The sequence below is a fragment of the Streptomyces sp. NPDC001549 genome (assembly GCF_042894025.1).
Classification (GTDB): Bacteria; Actinomycetota; Actinomycetes; order Streptomycetales; family Streptomycetaceae; genus Streptomyces; species Streptomyces kutzneri.
In genome coordinates this window covers 48322-66112 of the sequence record NZ_JBIAVJ010000031.1, presented here as the reverse complement: position 1 = coordinate 66112, position 17791 = coordinate 48322, and the positions used below count along the sequence as shown (strand labels likewise).

Here is a 17791-nt window from a genome sequence, read left to right as displayed (position 1 = left end):
TATTCCGCGGCCCGGCGGCGCCGGTCTCGGGCGGCCCCGGTCAGCGGCCGCGCAGGCCCCGGTCGACGGCCGTCATCAGCTCGCCGTCCGCGGTGTCCGCGTCGAGCGACCAGAACATCGCACCGCCGAGACCGTGTTCGCGGATGTACCCGGTCTTGGCGCGCAGCACCTGCGGGTCGTCGTACGTCCACAGGGTGGTGCCGTCGAAGAGCCAGGCGTGGCCGCCGCGCCGGTCCCGGTGGATCGTGTAGGTGCCGGAGTCGGCCAGCTTCTTCAGCGCCTTGTAGTCCTCGTACCCGGCGGACCAGGTGGCCGGTGCCGGGCCCGTGGCCGGCTGCCCCATGCCGTCCCCGCCACCGGTGACGCCGGTCCAGCCCTGTCCGTAGAACGGCATGCCCATCACCAGCTTGTTCGCGGGCGCGCCGCGCCGGAGCCAGGCGTCCACCGTGCCGTCGACACTGAAGTCGCCCCGCGCGTACAGCGCGGACTGCTGGGCGGTCCTCGGCTCGCCGGAGACGTGGAAGTCGTAGCCCTGGAGGGTCACGAAGTCGAGGTCGCGCATGATCCGGCGGACGTCGAAGCCAGCGTCGATCTTGGCGGGGGCGGTCGGGACGAAGGCGGTCAGTTCGTACGTGGTCTTCTTCTTCCGGCTCCGCGCGTACGCGTCGAGCTGCGTGCGGAACTCCTTGACGAGCGCGGTGAAGTTCTGCTTGTCCTCGGGCCGGTACTTCGTGTCGGTGTCACCCGCGGAGCCGGGCCACTCCCAGTCGAGGTCGATCCCGTCGAACACGCCGGCGGCCGCTCCCGCGCCGCCGCGGGCGCCGTCCTGCGGAAGATTGCCCTTGATGTAGAGGTCGATGCAGGACTCGACGAAGGCCTTGCGGGAGGCGGGGGTGAGCGCGGCGTCCGAGAAGTGCGTGGACCAGCTCCAGCCGCCCAGCGAGATCAGCACCTTGAGGCCGGGGTGCTTGGCCTTGAGCTCGCGCAGCTGGTTGAAGTTGCCGGCGAGCGGCTGCTCGCCGGTGTCGGCCACCCCGTCGACGGAGTTCGCCGCGTCGAGCGGGCGCACGTAGTCGGCCCAGGGGTCGGCCTCGCCGGGGACGTTCCCGGTGAAGCACCTGCCCTCAGGGCTGACGTTGCCGAAGGCGTAGTTGATGTGGGTGAGCTTGCCGGCGGAGCCGTTCGCCTCCAGGTCCTGGACCTGGAAGTCCCGTCCGTAGACACCCCATTGGGTGAAGTAGCCGACCTTCCTGTACGAACGGTCGTGGCCGCCGTCGGCCTGCGCGGCGGCGGCGGGCGCGAAGGCGGTCAGCAGGGAGAGGGAGCAGGCGGCGACGGCCAGCCTGCCGAGCATGCTGCGGCGCATGGGCTTCCTTTGCGGATGCGGGGAGCGGGGCGTGTGCGCGTGCGCTGTGCATGCCGGAAACTATTGGTCTGGACCAGAGTGGTCAAGGGGGCGGCCGAAACTCGCCCGCTACGGGAGCGGCAGGCTCCACTGGCCGACGTCGTCGGCGAGGCCGGTGTCCAGGGCGAACTGAACCGCGGCCGGCTCGGCGTCCGCCGGGAGCCGGAAGGTGATGAAACCCTCCGCCGTGCCACCGGGATCGAGCGTGACGGTCTCGGGGAAGACCGGCCCGGCGGTGGTGGGGACGTCGTCGCCGGTGTACCGCTGCCCGGCGGTGTCCAGCAGATGCGCGGCCGGAGCGGGGAAGTCCTGGTAGACGGCGGTCCCGGTGTTCTCCAGGCGGAAGCGCGTCGCGATGAGCCGGCCGGCCCCGGAGGGCTCGGGACCCGCGGGGCTCGCCGGGTCCACCACCTGAGTCAACGTGACGTCGAGCCGCCGACCGGGCCCGTTCCCGGTGAGGGAGATCGTCTCGCCCGAGCCGTCCGGGGCCGCGCCCAGCAGGGCGGGCGCGAGGAGCGTGAGCGCGAGGAGCGAGCCCCGCACCCGCCCCGCTCGCCGGCTTCGGGGCATGACGGAACCTCCCGCTCCACGGGTCCCCATCATCACGATCCTCCGCACCCCGCGGTCCCGCCACCCACGCCGACCGGGCCGCGTCGCCCTGGTGCCGGATCGTGAGGCCGACAGGACACCACCAACGTGTTCAAGGGAGCGACAGCGAACGCTGTTTTACTCGGTACCGTAACCGGGCCGCCGGGTGGTCAAGCGTCGCTCGCCTGCGGCGACGCCGATTCCCTCGAGCGTGACCAGCCACGGCGCGTAGCGCCCTTTCGCAGCCGGTCGACGCCACGAGCAGCGAGCGCGCGCCCGCCGCTCGCCATCGAGTCGGTGGCGGCGTTTGGCGAGGATGTCCTTGTTGTCGGGGACGCCGGTGGCGGCCGAGGCGACGGCCTGGGCCGAGCTTGCGTCGGGCGAGGATGAGGATGGTCAGCGCGGTGGCGGCGCCGCCGGTGGGGAGCGCGGCGAGAACACCGGGGTGGGCGGCGAGGGTTGCGGCGAGCGCGGTTCCGGCCGCCTGCCCGGTGCCGACCGACAGGATCAGCCAGGAGTACGCCTCGGTGGTGCGGGAGGCGGAGGCGAGAGCGTCCACGGTGTGGAAGCCGTTGGTGATGATCAAGGTGAAGAACAGCCCCGGGATCGCCGTGAGGGCGAAGGCTGTGCGGGGATCGGGCTGGGCCAGCAGGGGCGCCCAGCCGAGGAGGAACAGGGCGCTGGTGGTGATGAGCTGGGATTTGGTCGTGCCGGGCCACGCCCGTCGGGCGTAGATCAGGCTGCCGAGGAAGCTGCCGGTGGAGAAAACGGCAGGAAGCAGTCCGCAGAGCATTGCCCGCCCATGGGTGGCCGCCATGCCTGCGGCCCACACGTTCATCGCTCCGAACGCGAACCCCGTTCCCGCCAGCGCGGTGAGCAGCAGGACCAGGCCGGCGCTCATCAGCCGCCCTCTTTCCGTCACCCCGGCGGCAGGACGCCAGGTCTGCGACGGTACGGCAGTCAGGACCACCGTCGTGCCCATCAGCCCGAGGGCGGCGGTCGCGGCCAAGGCGGTGTCGGGCCCGTGCGTGGTCGCCAGCCACGAGGCGAGCAGGGGGCCGGCGATGTAAAGGAGTCCCTGCGAGCCGGTGTCGAGGGCTTGGACGACTCGGCGCCGCCCGAAATCAGGCAGGACTGTCGGCCAAAGCGCCCGAAGCCCTGCCTCCAGCGGCGGTGTGACCAGACCCGCGAGCCCGACCACCGCGGTCACCGCCGCGGGGTGCCCGCCCGTCCCGATCAAGGGGAGCGCTGCCAGGCAGCTGGCGTTGAGCAGCACCGCCGGTGTCGACACGCGGGTTTGACCGTAGCGGTCCATCAGCCTGCCTTTGACCGGCTGGGACAGCCCGGACGCCAGTCCGTAGAGGGCGGCGAGCATTCCGGCGAAGGCCAGCGACCCCCCGCCGCCGGTGATCCACAGGACGAGCCCCACCGGAACCATGGAGTTGGGCAGGCGCCCGATCAGAGTGCCGCCGAGCAGGCGGACAACGTGTCGGCTGCCCAGTACGGCGCCGTATGTGGCGAGCGGCGGGGCGGTGGTCGGGTGTTCGGCCAGGGTCAACAGGGCAGGGCTTTCCATCAGAGGGAGTGTGGGGCGGGGGCGGTGTCAGGGGGATGTCGTCGTTGCGTGGACGCGGTGGTGGCCGAAGGCGCTGCGCCACGGGCGTGGTGCCAACGGCCGGTGAGCGGGGTGCGGTGCGGGGGTGTGATGTGGCGGCAGGACCGCGACGGCGTCCTCCAAACGCCGGCCGATCTGTGCGAGGCCTTGGACATGGTGGTTGGTTTGCGCTGAGAGCAACCGCGGGCGGACGGCGATCTCATGGCAGGCCCGGGCATTCAGCATGGTTGCCCGTATGGCGCAGGTGCCGAGGAACCCGGAGCGGGGAGCGTACCCCGGAGCCGACCGGCCATCGCGGAACTTGTGATCTTCCGACAAGACCGCCGGAACGGCCCGCAGTTGCGGCGGGAAAGCGATGTTGGCGCGGGCCGCACGCGCATCGTGCGGCGCACGGAGGACGACCGGTCGGCGCGGACGGGGTCAGCTCCCGGATCCAGCGGATTTCCGGGCTCTCCCAGTTCTTCCGGGACACCGCGATCTGGCCGTACGCCGACGTGCCCGGCTACACCCTCATCGGCGCGGGTGACGCACCCAAGTTTCCCCAGAAGGTGCCCCGAAGACGAACTTCTTCAAGACCGAACTCGAACTCGGCCGGTGCTTGCGCCTGCCCGCCGAGGGCCCCTGCGAGTGCGACCTCTACCTGACCTGCGCGAAGTTCGTCACCACACCCGAGTACGCGCCACGGCTGCGAACGCGTCGCCGGGTCGAGCAGACCCTTGCTCTGGACGCGGCCGAGCGCGGTTGGGATCGCGAGGTCGAGCGGCACCGCTGCACCAGGCAGCGCATCGAGAAGCTGCTGGCCGACCTCAACGAGCCCTTCGAGGACTAGGCTGACGCACAGCGGCATGGTGGCCCAAAGGGTTCGATGTCAGTGAACCCACGTACGGTCTGCCCATGGATGGTCAGCAGTCGCATTCCTTCTCGACAGACGACGTCAGAACCTTGAAGCCCGTTCTGCGGTTCCTGGGAGCCAGTAACGCGAGCAGGCGTGCTCCTTCCGTTGGGGGGCAGGCATGAGCGAAATACCGACGCACGAGAAAGAAGACGTGGGACAGGCGTGGGGCCGTGTCACCAGCTGGCTCAGGCAGAACGCTCTCAGCGTTTTCGCTGGTCTGGGCGGCCCAGGCAGCCCGACGGCCATCAGCGATGCTGAAGAGCGCATGGGGCTGAAGCTGCCGAGGGAGATGTCGCAGTGGCTTCTGGCCAACGACATCGGTGGTGAGAAGCACCCCGACGCCGGCTCGTGCCTGGTGGCGCTGGGGTGTGAGGGAGTCATCCCGAACGGCGGTCTCCTGCTGGGACTCACAGATATTCAACGTGTCTACCTGCACATGTGGGGCTTGGAGATGATGGAACCGTCCTCAGACCCCGAATTGCCATTCTGGCGCCGGGAGTGGGTACCGATCGCCGCGGAGAGCGACGGCTTCTACGGCAGGTTCCTGGACACACGCACCGGCACCGTCGGATCTTGGAGCGAGGGGCAGAACCCTGAGGAAGGACGCTTCGCCTCACTGTCCGACTTCTTCCACGATGCGGCGGACCACCTCGAAGGGGTGTCCTCGGATCATCCGAGGGAAACCGTCAGGGGCCCCGTGAGGGACAGCGGTCAGGAGGGCGAGGCAATACGGCTATGGGCCCGGGCGAACGGCTACCTCGTCAATGACAAGGGACGCATCCCTGCCGCCATCCGCGAGGCGTACGAAGCCTCACTGTGAGCACCACGGCTGCCCCGTTGCTGACCAAGCCGGCGGCTCACACGCTGATTGGCGCCCTGGTTGGCTCCTGAAGCCGTCAGTCCGCACCTTCTTCGCTGTCGTCGGCACACCGGAGGATGATCAACTTGAACTGTCCACATAAACAGCGGCATCGTCTTCGGCCTGTTCACGCTGGCGGGGTTCGCGTACGCGCCGCAGCTGGCGGACCAGAACACCTACGTCGAGGCGACGGCCGAACAGCCGCGCAGCTCGCTCGTCGCCGCATCACCATTGCCCTCCCGGCCAGGGCATCGGCCGCCGGAAGATCGCAGGCCGCAAGCGCCATATCGGCGTCGGCGCCCTCGGCCTCCTCCTCGCCGTCCGGGTTACCGCAGCCAATGTCTCCGACAACGCCGGCGGCATCCAGGTGCTCTCACGGATCGCGAAGGCTCACCCGCGCGTGTCCGAGGCCTGGGCGGGGCACCCGCCCCCGTATTCGTTCGCGTAGATCGCGTTACCCTGCCGGTCGCTGAGGTGGAAGCAGTGGCCGTTGGCCCACACCGTGACCGAATCCGGCCGATGTTCGACCTCGAACGGCTCGTCGCCGTACAACGTCCCACTCCACGTGTCATCTCCCGCGGGCGAGTGGGTGACAACGACGCAGGTCTCCTTCGGCGGGATCCGGTGGATGTCCGCCCAGGGCCCCACCGTCAGCTCCAGCAGCTCCTCGCCGTCGTTGCTGACCACCAGCCGCGCTGTTCTCCCCGCGAACATTCCAGCACCCCCTGCTCGACCTTGTGCCGTCACTTACAGGCGCGCACAGCGCGATCCTCACACGGGTGATCAGCCGATCCGACGTCAGGCCCGAGTTACCGAACAACCCCGCACGCACAAAACGCTCTTCAAGGCCACTCGGGGGTGGGGAGTTCGATGGCGGTCGGCTCGTCGTCCACCGTCAGAACATGCTCCGGCGAGCGACTCGCACCCGTCGAGCCAGGAATTGATTGGATCTCCCGGCCCGTTCGTGTCATGGTTGGTCCCACCGAAGGGGTGTAGCTCAGCTGGTCAGAGCGCCGGTCTCCAAAACCGAAGGCCGCAGGTTCGAATCCTGCCGCCCCTGCAACACCGACAGCACACTTGTCGAGAACGCCCGGCCGGGAGCACGCCTCCCCGCTGGGCGTTGCTGTTTGCCCGGACCGGCCGCGGTCAGACGGCGGCCGGGGCGAAGCTCGGCATCATCGGGATCGTGCCGGCCAGCCAGCCCTCGGCGCTCGTGGTGAAGTGCGGTGCGGGTGAGGTCTCCCACCAGGAACGGACCGCTGTGGTGGTCTCCTCCCGGCCCGTCCGCCGGTCGACGTAGACCGTCTCCCGTTCACCGGTCAGGCGTACGGCGACCCGCCCGCGCTTGCAGCCGTCCGGGTACTCGTTCCAGTTGACCCCGGCCTCCGACCACAGCAGTTCCTGCATGCCCCCGGAGGAGACTCCCTGGAGGCGCTTGTGGGGGAAGTGCGCCTGCGCGGCCATGCTGATGCTGTTGCGCACGGCGTCCCGCTGCCGCCACAGGAAGTAGTTGGCGACCTCGATCGGATCGGAGATCGTGAACAGGCGGGCGTCGAACAAGGCGCGCTTGCCCGGCCGGCGTTCGTTCAGGACGGCCGTGGCCAGCGACGCGGCGACCGACAGCTGCTTGGCGACCACCCCGCCGAACCAGGGCTCGGTGCCCGTGCTGCCGAAGTCGGTGTACAGGACGCTGATCTCGTCGGACTGGGTGTACGAGAACTGCGCTCCGGCGATCTCCGCGCAGAGTGCCTCGGCGACGGCATCCATGTCGCCCATGAAGACCTCGTCGAACGGCCGGGCCGCGCCGCGCATGTAGGTATGGAAGGCGCGGCCGTCCACCCGGAGCAGTGTGTAGGTGCGGCGCGGCAGGACCGCACGGTGCACCGCCTCGTAGCGCTTCATCCGATCACCCAGTGGGGTGCTGTCCGACATGGTGTGTCCCTCCCTCGGCGCCCTGCCGCCGCATGGATGCCGGCGGCGCCCCGCCGCCCGCACGGATGCCGCCATGCGACCGATGCGACCGATGCGGCTCATGTGGACATCCTCCAGGGTCGTTTCCCGCCGCGGGTGTCCGGGGTGCGGACCCGCGTCGAGGTACACCCGGACACGGGCACGCCGGACATCGTCTACCTTCCTTCGGATGGGGACAGACGTACGACGCTTCGACGACCGGTGGCTGGACCGGGGCTGGGGGCCGGACGCCGGGCCGAGGCTTCGGCAGGCCTGGTTCCAGGGGCTCAGCTTCAACGCGGCCGCACCGGACCGCATCCGGATCCGGCTGCTGGACCTGGATGCCGCCCCGTACCTCCTGGCGCGGCGTGACCTGTCACCCGCCGTCGTCGACGCCGCGGTCGACCACCCGGACCGGCGGGTCCGCGGCAGGCTCGCCGAGGCACCCGCATCCCTCGGGCTCTCCGCCGCCCAGTGGTCACGGCTGGTGCTCGGCGAATCCAGCGGTGCCCGGCGCGAGCTGATGCTCCAGGCCGCGGCCATGGCCGGGCCGGGGCTGACGCGGGAGGCGTACGGGACGCTGGCCGCGGACCCCTTCGGCCCGGTCCGCGAGGAGCTGGCCCGGATGCCCGCACTGCCCCTCCCGCTGCGCCTCGCCCTGCTGGCGGATCCGCTCCCGCGGGTGCGGGCCGCTGCGTGCGAGGCCGGCTGGCGGGACCTCGACGAAGGGCCCCGGGCCCGGCTGATCGCGGATCCCGCTCCCGCCGTGCGGACCGCGGTCACGCTCGCCCGGCACGAGGAGGTGCCGCTCACGGCGGAGTTCTACGACGCCGAGCGCGGGGCGGGCCGCCTCGTCGAGGGCCACCGGCTGGAACGTGACCTCGTCCTGCGGCTCTGCGCCGACGCGGACCCCTGGCTGCGCCGGAACCTGGCCCGGAACCCCTACCTCGCCCCCGACCTGGTCGACGTACTCGCCGCCGATCCGGAGGACGACGTACGCCTCGCCGTGTCCACGCGACCCGAGCTGACGGAGGAGCGGCGGGCCGCCGTACGGGTGGACATCGACCCGCGGACGATGCGGCGGCCGGTCGCGTGGGTGGTGGCACTGCACGAGGACGAGGAGGCCATGCGCCGCCTCGCGGCGTCCCCGCACCTCCTGCTGCGCAGCAGCGTCGCGACGGCCCGGCGGCTGCCGCCGGACGTGGTGGAACGGCTGGCCCGGGACGAGGACCGGGTCGTACGGCTCTTCCTCGCCGAGCGGTGCGACGACGCTCCGGCGGACATGCTGCTGGAGGTGTGGCAGTGGTGGAACGGGAGCTACTCCACCCCCGACCGGCCCTACGGGCACCCGAACTTCCCGCGGCGCGACCTGCTCCGCCACGCCGACGACCCGCACCCGCGGCTGCGGCAACTGGCCCTCGACGACCCGGACTCGACGCCCGGTCTGGTGGAACGGTTCAGCGGGGACGAGGACGCCGAGGTGCGGCTGCGCGCCGCCACCGACCCCCGGCTGTCGCCGGACTCGGTGGTACGGATGCTCGACGACCCGGACAGCGGCGTACGCGCGATGGCGGCCCGGCATCCACGGGTGCCCGTACCCGTCCTCGTCGCGCTGCTCGGCGACGAGGGGACGGCGGGGGCCGCCGCCCGGAACCCGCTGCTGCCGGTGGCCGTCATGGAACGGATGACCGTCACAGGGCCATGAGGTGGGCCGCCAGGAGGAGGGGCGCGGGGCAGGCCAGGGCGCCCAGCAGGGTGAGGCGGGCCTCGCGCGACAGCCGCCGGACGCCGGGGGATGAGTAGCGCTACTCATCCCCCACCGCGCGCCTGCTCAGGCGAGGGTCACTCGGCGCCCGGCTCCTGGTAGCCGTACGGGCGCGTGATGATCTCCATCCCGTGGCCGCTCGGGTCCGTGAAGTACACCCCGCGGCCCCCGTCGTTGTGGTTGATCTCGCCGGGGTGCCGGCCGTGCGGGTCGGCGAAGTACGGGACCCGCGCCGACCGGATCTTCTCGAACGCCACGTCGAACTCCTCCTCCGAGAGGAGGAACGCGTAGTGCTGCGGGGTGATGGACTCGGCCGGGACGGTCGCGAAGTCCAGGGTGACGCCGTTTCCGGTGTCCACGGGGACGAAGGGCCCCCACTCGGTCCCGACCTCCAGGGCGAGGACATGGGCCAGGAAGGTGGCTGACTCCCGGTTGTCACGGGAGTGGATGATCGTGTGGTTCAGCTGAACGGACATGAGTGAATGCCTCCGAAAGGCACGTCACGGGCGCCTCCATGCCTCACCCGGACGGTGACCGACACGCGATGCCGTGATCACAATCCTAAACACCCTCTCCGGGCGAAGTCCACCCCCTCCGACCCGCGCCCCACCCCCTGCCCGGCCGCCGCACCGGCTCACGAACTCCCGTACACCGCCTTGACGTTGTCCTGTGCCGGGTGGGTCCGGCCGGCCGGGCCCACCGCGAACACCCGCAGGAGGTTCTCCGTCACCCGGGTGGTCAGCGCCCCCGAGCGCGCGTCCAGACCGTGGTTGCGTCCGCTGCGGCCGTCGCCGGTCGCGTCCAGGGCCTCCACCCACCGCATCGTGCCGGTCGCGAACACCCCCGCCCCGTTCGCCACCGTGTAGTAGGCCGTGTCCTGGTGGCTGGGCCGCCCCTCGCACACCACGGGCGAGTGGGCCAGGATCTCGATCGGCCGGGGCGTCGGGAAACCCGTGTTGACCTTGTCGTACTCGACGCCGACCAAGTGCTCGAAGCGGTCGCCCGCCTTCGCGCCGGTGCCCTCGAAGAGCCAGTGCCCGGGGTTGGTCACCACGTACGGGGCGTCCACCGGATAGCCGTCGTACATCACGCCGAGCAGCGAGCTCTCCGGGTCCGCGCCGGGCGCGGAGCGGAAGTCCACCGTCGCGGGATGGCCGCGCTTGAACCCCGGGTCCTGCTCGTAGGACGACTTGTAGCAGACCAGCGTGCGGTCCGGCCCCAGGTCGGAGGGCTCCAGCCGGATCCGGCGGTAGCAGCAGTTCGCGCCCAGGATCGCGATGTTGGTACCGGCGTCGCGGGCGGCCGTGAAATGGGCCCGCTGCTCCGGCGACCAGTACTCGTCGTGCCCGAGCGAGAGCACCGCCGCCGCCCCCTCCAGGAGCCGCTTCTCCCGTGCCACGTCGGTGGTGGTCGTGTAGGCGAGGGGTATGCCGAGCCGCTCGGCCAGCGCGATCAGCGGAGCCTCGTACACCAGGAACAGGCCCGCGCCGTCGTCGTACTCGTACGGCCGGTCGAAGCTCACGGCGAGGGAGCGGGAGGCGAAGCCGCCGCTGGGGCCGTCGTAGCTGCCGTAGCCGCCCCACCGGTTGTACGCCTGCCAGGTGGCCACCGCGTTGACCACGACCGTACGGCCGGCGGTCGCCGCGGACCGGACGGTGATCGGCACGAACCGCCGGCCCTCGCCGCCCTGCGCGTCCAGCCGCAGCAGGTAGCTGCCCTCCGGCCAGTCCTTCGTCTCGACCGTGGCGGTACGGGTCCACCGGGTGCGGACCATCCTGGTCCCGGCGTCCACCGTGGGCTCCGGCTGCCGGACCCCGGGCAGGGCCTCGGAGCGCCACACCAGCCGCGCCCGCGCCCCGCCGTACCAGCCCATCCGGTAGGCGGAGACGGTGAACCGGGGCGCGGTCGTCGACACGTGCAGCCCGAAGGACTCGCCGGGCAGGACGCTGACCTTGTCCGCGAACCCCTCGATGGCCCGCGCCGGACCGGCCTTGTCCACCGGCCAGTCGGCATGGCCCGGGCGGGCGTTCTCGACCTTCACGTCAAGACCCTGCGGCCCGGCCGCCGACGGCTTCCCGCCCGGCACGGCGGACTCCGGCGCCGACCCGGACCGCGGCTCCGCCCCGGATCCGCCCGTGCCCTCGCCGTCGCCGCTCGCGCAACCGGCCAAGGTCCCGAGCCCCGCAGCCGTGGCCGCCCCCGCCGCGATCGCGAGGAACCGCCGCCTGCCTGCGTCTTCGCCGTCCGTGGCGGGCCCGGCCGAGTACATCTGTTGCATGGAGGGCACGTTATGTGACGCTCTGGCCCGCGCTTTCACCGGCCTGCTCGCCACCACACCCCCTAGGCTGACCCCCTGTTGTTCCGGGCACCAACCGACTTCGGGGGAACGCGAGATGACGTACAGGACCGCACACGCACCGGGCACCGTCCGGCAGCTGTGGCAGCTGCTCGAACCGGTTCACGCCGTCGTCTACTTCGCCCCCGAGGCCTACGCGGAGGCCGGCGCGCTCGGCTACGCCACCGACGACCGGTGGCCGATGTACTTCGCCTACCGGGCCGCACCCCTGGGCCCGGCCGGAGCGGGGCTCGTGAACGCCCTCTTCTACAGCTTCAGCCCCGGCATGGTGGACCACTACCTCGCACAGTCCTGGCACACCGCCCCGCCCGCCCGGGTGCTCGCCGCCCGGGCCGTCGCCGCCGACCGCTCCCTGCACGCCCTGCTCGGCGAGCGCACCGCCTCCCCGGACCTGGCCGAGGCCGCAGGCCTCGCCCGGCGCGCCGCCGAGGCCGCCACCACCGGCGCCCGCCCGCTGGCCGCCGCCAACGCCGCCTTGCCCTGGCCCTCGGCACCGCACACCGTGCTCTGGCACGCGGCGACGATCCTGCGCGAGCACCGCGGGGACGGCCACCTCGCCGCCCTTCAGGCCCACCACCTCGACCCGGTCGAGTCCCTGGTCCTGCAGTCGGGCGTGGGAGCCGCGCCGGCCCAGTGGTTCGAGAGCCGCCGGTGGTCCGCCGACGAGTGGAACGCCGCCCGCGGGCGGCTCGCCTCCCGGGGCCTGCTGGCCGGGGACGGCACGGCCACCGGGGCAGGGCTGGCACTGCGCACCGAGGTCGAGAAGCTCACCGACGAACTCGCCTCGGGCCCGTGGTCGGCGCTGACCCCGCAGGAAGCGGCCCGGCTCGCGGAACTCCTCCTCCCGCCGGTCCTCGACATCGTCGGCGCCGGGATCCTCCCCACCCAGGGCACCCTGGGCATCGGGGTGAAGTACGACTACGAAGCCTGATCCGCCGCCCGCGAGGAGCCTTCGTGAAGTACGCGTTCTCCACGCTCGGCCTGTCCGGCACAGCGCTGGGCCGCAGCGCCGCCCTCGCGGCGGCCCACGGGTTCGACGGCCTCGAACTGCGCGCCCACCCCGAGGAACCCGTGCACCCCGGCAGCCGAGCGCGCCGCCGCGCTGCGGACCCTCGCCGCCTCGGGGGTCGCCGTCCTCGGGGTCGCGGGCTATGCGCGGATGGCCGCCCCGGGCCCGGACGGGCCGGTCCTCGCCGAACTGCGCGCCCTGGTCCGGCTCGCCGCCGATCTGGAGGCCCCGTACGTGCGGGTCTTCCCCGGTGGCGGCCTGCCCGAGGTGGCTGCCGACGCCCGTGCCGTCCGCCGGCTGGCGGCCGCGGCGCCGTACGCCGAGCGCCACGGTGTGCGGATCCTGCTGGAGACCCATGACTCGCACCGCACGGGGGCCGCGGCCGCCCGGGTGCTGGACAAGGTCGCACATCCGGGCGCGGGCGCCCTGTGGGACGTGCTGCACACCTGGCTGGGCGGTGAGTCCCCGGCCGCCTCGCACCGGGCGCTGACCCGGCACCTGGGCTACGTACAGGTGAAGGACGTGCGGTCGGCACGGGACCTCACCCCGGTCCCGCTCGGCGCCGGGATCCTGCCCCTGGCCGAGGCGGTGGCCGCACTACCGCGGGACGGCTGGCTCTGCTGGGAGTACGAAAAACGCTGGTACCCGGCGGCCCCCGACCTGCCCGACCTCCTCTCGCGAGGCCGGGCGTACCTCCACCGCCTGGCGGCACATCGCCGGCGTGACCCGGCCTAGCGGGTGTCCACCGGCCGCGCGGCCCGGACGGTGGGCCGGACGAACGACCGGGGCGGGGACGTCGCACGCCGATCGCCCTGCGCAGACGCCCGATCCGGCCTGCGGCCCGCCTCCGGACAGTCCAAGCCTCCATGGCCGAATCGGCGTTCTGACAGAGAGGGGCCGGGCTGTGTTCAGCTGCTTGCCGGCACCTGCCGGGCGTCGTCGGCCTTGAGCGGCATCGCCCGCATGCACCCGGAGACTTGGGAGGGAACATGCCTCGTATCACCCGATCGGCGGCGCTCACCGCAGCCACCGCCGTCGCTTTCGCCGCCGCTCTGACCGGAACCGCCGGGGCCGATGCCACTGGCGTGACCACGATCCCGGCCCGGACCGCACCCCAGCCCGTGTACTGGGCCGCACCGCCGCAGGGCGTGCCGGTCGCCGCGCCGCAGCGATTACTGAACCAGCCCGTGCGGATCACCAACGACTTCGCCAAACGCCCCACGACCCAGTGTCTGGACGTGGATGCGAACGGTGGCGGCAACGGCACGGTCGTTCAGATCTGGCAATGCAACGGCACCACCCAGCAGCGTTGGTACCTCTGGAACAACGGCGCGCTGGAGAGCTACCGCTTCCCCGGTAAATGCCTGGACGCCGACCTCAACGGTGGTGGCCGCAACGGCACCAAGGTGCAGATCTGGGACTGCAACAACACCCCGCAGCAGAGCTGGTCCCACCCGTCGGGCGACCGTGCGATCTACAACGCACGCTTCTACGGCGGCGGCAACATCGTCATGGACCGCGACGCGAACGTCGTGGGCAACGGAGCCCGCGTGCAGCTGTGGCAGAAGAACTTCCAGTCGCAGCAATGGTGGGACGTCTGGACTGACTGACCTCGGCAGCGCCCGGCACGTGTGTCTTCCGGCCCGTGAGCAGGAGCAGGAGCAGGAGCAGGCTCCGGGCGTGCGGATCGCGCTCCGCCCCAGGCGGCCGAGTTCCCCGGCGGCCGAGCTCTGTGACCGCCGGGTGAACGCTCGGGCACGTGGCGAGCCGTGAACGTGGAATGAAGGCGCGCGAGGTGTTCATGTATCCGACGGCGCACCGTACTTCCCGGCGTCACGACCTCTCTCGGGAGCCAGGGCATGCTCATGTACGACCAGGACGGATTCCGGCGCGCGGGCCGCCCCCACCGCATCGTCTCGGGGGCCCTGCACTACTTCCGCGTCCACCCGGACCTCTGGGCGGACCGGCTGGAGCGGCTGCGCGCCCTGGGCGTGAACACCGTGGACACCTACGTCCCCTGGAACTTCCACGAAACCGCCCCCGGGAAGGCCGACTTCACCGGCCCCCGCGACCTCGGCCGCTTCCTGCGCCTCGCCCAGGACCTCGGCCTCGACGCGATCGTGCGCCCCGGCCCGTACATACGACCGCAAGGGCATCTGGCGCGGTGTCCGCCACGGCCATCAGCAACTGTTCGAGTGGGAGATCCGGCCGCTGCCGCTCACCGACCTCACCGGACTCGCCTTCGCACAGAACCCGCCCGAGGGGGGCCGGCCCGCCTTCCACCGCTTCACCCACGACCTCGCGACGCACGGGCCCGCCGACGCCTTCGTCGACATGTCCGGCTGGGGGACCGGCCTGGTCTGGCTGAACGGCTTCCTCCTCGGCCACTACGACACCCCGCGCGGCCCGCAGCGCACGCTCTACGCCCCCGGACCCCTCTGGCACGACGGAGCGGACGAGAACGAGATCATCGTTCTCGAACTGGAGCGCCCCGGCACCGAACTGCCGCTGCGCGACCGGCCCGACCTCGGCCGCACCACGGTCGTCACCCTGGAGTGAGAGAGTTCCTTCCGTGAAGCGCACGAGTACCCGCCTCGCCGACGGCCGCGAGATCTTCTACTACGACACCGGCGACGGCGCCGCCCGCGCCTTCCCCGACCCGCGTCCGCTCGACGCGTCCGCCACCGCGGGCAGCTCCGAGGTACGGCGCGATCCGCTGCTCGGCGACCGGGTCGTCATCGCCTCCCACCGGCAGGGCCGCACGTACCACCCGCCCGCCGACGCCTGCCCGCTGTGCCCCTCCACCGAGGGACGCGCGAGCGAGATCCCGGCCCCCGACTACGAGGTGGCCGTCTTCGAGAACCGCTTTCCCTCCCTCGCCGGCGACACCGGCCGCTGCGAGGTCATCTGCTTCACCCCCGACCACCTGACCTCCTTCGCCGACCTCGACGAGGAGCGCGCCGCACTCGTCCTCGCCGCCTGGAGCGACCGCACCGCCGAACTCTCCGCCCGCGAGGGCGTCCAGCAGGTCTACTGCTTCGAGAACCGCGGCACCGAGATCGGCGTCACCCTCGCCCATCCGCACGGCCAGATCTACGCCTTCCCCTTCGTCACCCCGCGCACCACCCGGATGCTCGCCACCGTCGCCGCCCACCGCGAGCGCACCGGCGGCAACCTCTTCGAAGAGGTCCTGGCCGCCGAGCGCGCCGAAGGCACCCGCGTCGTCCTCGAAACGGAGCACTGGACCGCCTTCGTGCCCTACGCGGCGCGCTGGCCGTACGAGGTCCACCTCTACCCCCGCCACCGGGTCCCCGACCTGCCCGCCCTCGGTGACGGGGCCCGCGCGGAGTTCCCCCGGGTCTACCTGGAGCTGCTGCGCCGCTTCGACCGGCTCTTCGACCGGCCCGAGCCGACCCCGTACATCTCCGCCTGGCACCAGGCCCCGGCGGGTGAGGGCCGGGCCGACTTCGCGCTCCACCTGGAGCTCTTCACGATCCGCCGGACCGCGGACAAACTGAAGTACCTGGCCGGGACCGAATCGGGCATGGAGGCCTACATGAACGACGTCCGGCCCGAGGCCGCGGCCGCGCGGCTGCGGGAGGTGGCGAGCGCGTGAGCGGGACGGCCCAGGACGGTTTCCAGCAGCTGTACGGGTACCCGCCCCAGGGGGTCTGGGCGGCCCCGGGCCGGGTCAACCTGATCGGCGAACACACCGACTACAACGACGGCTTCGTCCTGCCCTTCGCCCTCCCGCAGCGCACCGAGGTGGCCGCCGCCCGGCGCACCGACCGGATCCTGCGGGTCCACTCCGCCGACGTCCCCTCCGGCGCGGTCACCCTCGGCCTCGCCGGTCTCGATCCGGCCCGCCCTCCGCAGGGCGCCGCGAGCTGGGCCGCCTACCCCGCCGGGGTCGCCTGGGCCCTGCTGGACGCCGGACTTCCGATCGGCGGCGCAGACCTGCACGTACGGTCCGACGTACCGACCGGCGCCGGCCTGTCCTCCTCCGCCGCCCTGGAGGTGGCCACCGCCCTGGCCCTCACCGACCTGTACGGGATCCCGCTCACCCGCCCCGAACTGGCCGCACTCGCCCGGCGCGCCGAGAACGCCTACGTCGGCGTCCCCTGCGGGATCATGGACCAGACGGCCTCGGCCTGCGCGACGCAGGGACACGCCCTCCACCTCGACACCCGCAGCCTCGAACAGCGCCACATCCCCTTCGACTGCGCGGCGGCCGGCCTGCGCCTCCTCGTCATCGACACCCGCGTCAAGCACGCACTCGCCGACGGGGCCTACAGCCGGCGCCGGGCCTCCTGCCACCACGCGGCCGACGCCCTCGGCCTGTCCGCCCTGCGCGACCTCCCGTACGAGGAGCTGGAGCAGGCCCTGGCCCGCCTCGACGACCCGGTCGGGCGCAAGCGGGTCCGGCACGTCGTGACCGAGAACGAACGGGTGCTGCGGATGGAGGAACTGCTGCGCGCCGGACGACTGCGCGAAACGGGCCCGCTGCTCACCGAAGGACACCGCTCGCTGCGCGACGACTACGAGGTGTCCTGCCCGGAGCTGGACCTGGCGGTTTCCACGGCGAACGCGGCGGGCGCGTACGGCTCCCGCATGACGGGCGGCGGCTTCGGCGGCTCGGCGCTGTCCCTGATCGACGCGGACGCCGAGCCGGCCGTGACGCACGCGGTGGCGGAGGCCTTCCGCCGCGCGGGCTTCACACCGCCCCGCGTCACGGTGGCATCCCCGTCCCCGGGCGCCACCCGCCTCGTCTAGGCAGTGTCTTGCCGATCACTTGTCGAGCCGGGTGAGGGCCTGACGGTGATCACGCCACCGCCCACGAGCCCGGCCCGCGGGACGAAGGGTCCGTGTGCGAAGCTCCGTACCGCGCGCACGGCGTGCATCGCATGGTGGCCTTCCGCTTTCTGCACAGCATCTTGGCTGCCCCCGCCGCGGTACGCGGATGCCGTGGTCTGGGCTGTCGAGGTGACCATGGTGGTGGAGGCGGGGCTGGGAGGCGGGGGAGTTGTCGTGCTCGGTCGCGCCTCTTTCACTCCTTAGTGGTGTTTCGCCTGTGCAGGGTGGGGGAGTAACGGGTTGCTGCCGGCCGCGGTGTTCGCGGGCTGGGGTGGATCGGGAAGGCGCGTCATGGCTCAGGGGACTGTGAAGTGGTTCAACGCGGAGAAGGGGTTCGGGTTCATTGCGCCGGATGACGGTACTCCGGACCTGTTCGTGCATTTCTCCGAAATCGATGCGTCCGGGTTCCGGTCGCTTGAGGAGAACCAGCGGGTGGAGTTCACCACTGGCCAGGGCCCCAAGGGTCCCCAGGCACAGCAGGTCCGCCCCATCTGA

General features: G+C 71.9%; 15 protein-coding genes, 1 tRNA gene and 5 pseudogenes. 14 read left to right on the top strand and 7 right to left on the bottom strand.

Going from position 1 to position 17791, the window contains the following annotated elements; all coding sequences use genetic code 11:
- Positions 1-40 precede the first annotated feature (40 nt).
- The 3 genes from ACFY04_RS36575 to ACFY04_RS36565 form a co-directional block, all read right to left on the bottom strand.
- Complete coding sequence (locus ACFY04_RS36575; protein ID WP_389123888.1) at positions 41-1366, bottom strand: glycoside hydrolase family 18 protein; 1326 nt, start codon at positions 1364-1366, stop codon at positions 41-43.
- A 108-nt stretch (positions 1367-1474) separates the two neighbouring features.
- Positions 1475-1975: a hypothetical protein gene (locus tag ACFY04_RS36570; protein ID WP_389123885.1), complete on the bottom strand. Its 501-nt coding sequence runs from the start codon at positions 1973-1975 to the stop codon at positions 1475-1477.
- Positions 1976-2105: 130 nt separating this feature from the next.
- Positions 2106-3569, bottom strand: coding sequence for an MFS transporter (locus tag ACFY04_RS36565; protein WP_389123883.1), 1464 nt, complete (start codon positions 3567-3569; stop codon positions 2106-2108).
- 637 nt (positions 3570-4206) lie between these two features.
- Between ACFY04_RS36565 and ACFY04_RS36560 the strand changes: the two genes are divergently transcribed.
- The 4 genes and pseudogenes from ACFY04_RS36560 to ACFY04_RS36545 all read left to right on the top strand — a co-directional run.
- A complete protein-coding gene (locus tag ACFY04_RS36560; protein ID WP_389123881.1) occupies positions 4207-4437 on the top strand; it encodes a hypothetical protein in 231 nt (76 codons plus the stop codon).
- Between the two features lie 184 nt (positions 4438-4621).
- Positions 4622-5122, top strand: a pseudogene (locus ACFY04_RS36555) (SMI1/KNR4 family protein); the annotation flags it as partial.
- 69 nt (positions 5123-5191) lie between these two features.
- Positions 5192-5323, top strand: a pseudogene (locus tag ACFY04_RS36550) (histone-like nucleoid-structuring protein Lsr2); the annotation flags it as partial.
- Between the two features lie 280 nt (positions 5324-5603).
- Positions 5604-5780 (top strand): annotated as a pseudogene (locus ACFY04_RS36545) (transposase); the annotation flags it as partial.
- Here ACFY04_RS36545 and ACFY04_RS36540 read toward each other — a convergent pair.
- On the bottom strand, positions 5753-6076 hold the full coding sequence (locus tag ACFY04_RS36540; RefSeq protein WP_389123880.1) for a hypothetical protein: 324 nt from the start codon (positions 6074-6076) through the stop codon (positions 5753-5755). The pseudogene ACFY04_RS36545 and the gene ACFY04_RS36540 overlap by 28 nt on opposite strands.
- A 272-nt stretch (positions 6077-6348) precedes the next feature.
- On the opposite strand from ACFY04_RS36540, the gene ACFY04_RS36535 reads away from it, so the two are divergent.
- A tRNA-Trp gene (locus tag ACFY04_RS36535) sits at positions 6349-6422 on the top strand.
- A gap of 86 nt (positions 6423-6508) precedes the next feature.
- Here the strand turns inward: ACFY04_RS36535 and ACFY04_RS36530 are convergent.
- A complete protein-coding gene (locus ACFY04_RS36530) occupies positions 6509-7294 on the bottom strand; it encodes a tRNA(His) guanylyltransferase Thg1 family protein (RefSeq protein ID WP_389123879.1) in 786 nt (261 codons plus the stop codon).
- Between the two features lie 208 nt (positions 7295-7502).
- Between ACFY04_RS36530 and ACFY04_RS36525 the strand changes: the two genes are divergently transcribed.
- Entirely contained in the window at positions 7503-9017 is a 1515-nt protein-coding gene (locus ACFY04_RS36525) for a PE-PGRS family protein (RefSeq protein WP_389123877.1), read from the top strand.
- A gap of 137 nt (positions 9018-9154) precedes the next feature.
- On the opposite strand, the gene ACFY04_RS36520 is transcribed toward ACFY04_RS36525, so the two are convergent.
- Together ACFY04_RS36520 and ACFY04_RS36515 are read right to left on the bottom strand one after the other, a co-directional pair.
- Positions 9155-9553: a VOC family protein gene (locus ACFY04_RS36520; RefSeq protein WP_389123875.1), complete on the bottom strand. Its 399-nt coding sequence runs from the start codon at positions 9551-9553 to the stop codon at positions 9155-9157.
- A gap of 158 nt (positions 9554-9711) precedes the next feature.
- Positions 9712-11355, bottom strand: a complete 1644-nt coding sequence (locus ACFY04_RS36515; protein WP_389123872.1) for a N,N-dimethylformamidase beta subunit family domain-containing protein — start codon at positions 11353-11355, stop codon at positions 9712-9714.
- 115 nt (positions 11356-11470) lie between these two features.
- On the opposite strand from ACFY04_RS36515, the gene ACFY04_RS36510 reads away from it, so the two are divergent.
- The 8 genes and pseudogenes from ACFY04_RS36510 (at position 11471) to ACFY04_RS36475 (ending at position 17791) form a co-directional block, all read left to right on the top strand.
- Positions 11471-12364 carry a hypothetical protein gene (locus ACFY04_RS36510; protein WP_389123869.1) on the top strand — a complete coding sequence of 298 codons (894 nt, stop codon included), beginning with the start codon at positions 11471-11473 and terminating at the stop codon, positions 12362-12364.
- A gap of 23 nt (positions 12365-12387) precedes the next feature.
- Positions 12388-13177 (top strand): annotated as a pseudogene (locus ACFY04_RS36505) (sugar phosphate isomerase/epimerase family protein).
- A 254-nt stretch (positions 13178-13431) separates the two neighbouring features.
- Positions 13432-14052: an RICIN domain-containing protein gene (locus ACFY04_RS36500; RefSeq protein WP_389123866.1), complete on the top strand. Its 621-nt coding sequence runs from the start codon at positions 13432-13434 to the stop codon at positions 14050-14052.
- A 249-nt stretch (positions 14053-14301) separates the two neighbouring features.
- Positions 14302-14583: pseudogene (locus ACFY04_RS36495) on the top strand (beta-galactosidase); the annotation flags it as partial.
- Positions 14584-14596: 13 nt separating this feature from the next.
- On the top strand, positions 14597-15001 hold the full coding sequence (locus tag ACFY04_RS36490) for a hypothetical protein (RefSeq protein ID WP_389123996.1): 405 nt from the start codon (positions 14597-14599) through the stop codon (positions 14999-15001).
- Positions 15002-15014: 13 nt separating this feature from the next.
- A complete protein-coding gene (galT, locus tag ACFY04_RS36485) occupies positions 15015-16058 on the top strand; it encodes a galactose-1-phosphate uridylyltransferase (RefSeq protein ID WP_314247571.1) in 1044 nt (347 codons plus the stop codon).
- Positions 16055-17215 carry a galactokinase gene (gene galK, locus ACFY04_RS36480; RefSeq protein WP_389123864.1) on the top strand — a complete coding sequence of 387 codons (1161 nt, stop codon included), beginning with the start codon at positions 16055-16057 and terminating at the stop codon, positions 17213-17215. The genes galT and galK overlap by 4 nt, the downstream gene beginning before the upstream one ends.
- Before the next feature lie 372 nt (positions 17216-17587).
- Positions 17588-17791 (top strand): cold-shock protein, encoded by a 204-nt coding sequence (locus ACFY04_RS36475; RefSeq protein ID WP_389123993.1) that lies wholly within the window; start codon positions 17588-17590, stop codon positions 17789-17791.

Bases quoted from the DNA above. Each gene is read 5' to 3' on its own strand.
- ACFY04_RS36510 (WP_389123869.1), top strand. From the start codon at position 11,471: ATGACGTACAGGACCGCACACGCACCGGGCACCGTCCGGCAGCTGTGG.
- ACFY04_RS36500 (WP_389123866.1), top strand. From the start codon at position 13,432: ATGCCTCGTATCACCCGATCGGCGGCGCTCACCGCAGCCACCGCCGTC.
- ACFY04_RS36530 (WP_389123879.1), bottom strand. From the start codon at position 7,294: ATGTCGGACAGCACCCCACTGGGTGATCGGATGAAGCGCTACGAGGCG.
- ACFY04_RS36515 (WP_389123872.1), bottom strand. From the start codon at position 11,355: ATGCAACAGATGTACTCGGCCGGGCCCGCCACGGACGGCGAAGACGCA.
- ACFY04_RS36525 (WP_389123877.1), top strand. From the start codon at position 7,503: ATGGGGACAGACGTACGACGCTTCGACGACCGGTGGCTGGACCGGGGC.
- ACFY04_RS36475 (WP_389123993.1), top strand. From the start codon at position 17,588: ATGGCTCAGGGGACTGTGAAGTGGTTCAACGCGGAGAAGGGGTTCGGG.
- ACFY04_RS36565 (WP_389123883.1), bottom strand. From the start codon at position 3,569: ATGGAAAGCCCTGCCCTGTTGACCCTGGCCGAACACCCGACCACCGCC.
- ACFY04_RS36540 (WP_389123880.1), bottom strand. From the start codon at position 6,076: ATGTTCGCGGGGAGAACAGCGCGGCTGGTGGTCAGCAACGACGGCGAG.
- ACFY04_RS36520 (WP_389123875.1), bottom strand. From the start codon at position 9,553: ATGTCCGTTCAGCTGAACCACACGATCATCCACTCCCGTGACAACCGG.
- ACFY04_RS36575 (WP_389123888.1), bottom strand. From the start codon at position 1,366: ATGCGCCGCAGCATGCTCGGCAGGCTGGCCGTCGCCGCCTGCTCCCTC.
- ACFY04_RS36570 (WP_389123885.1), bottom strand. From the start codon at position 1,975: ATGCCCCGAAGCCGGCGAGCGGGGCGGGTGCGGGGCTCGCTCCTCGCG.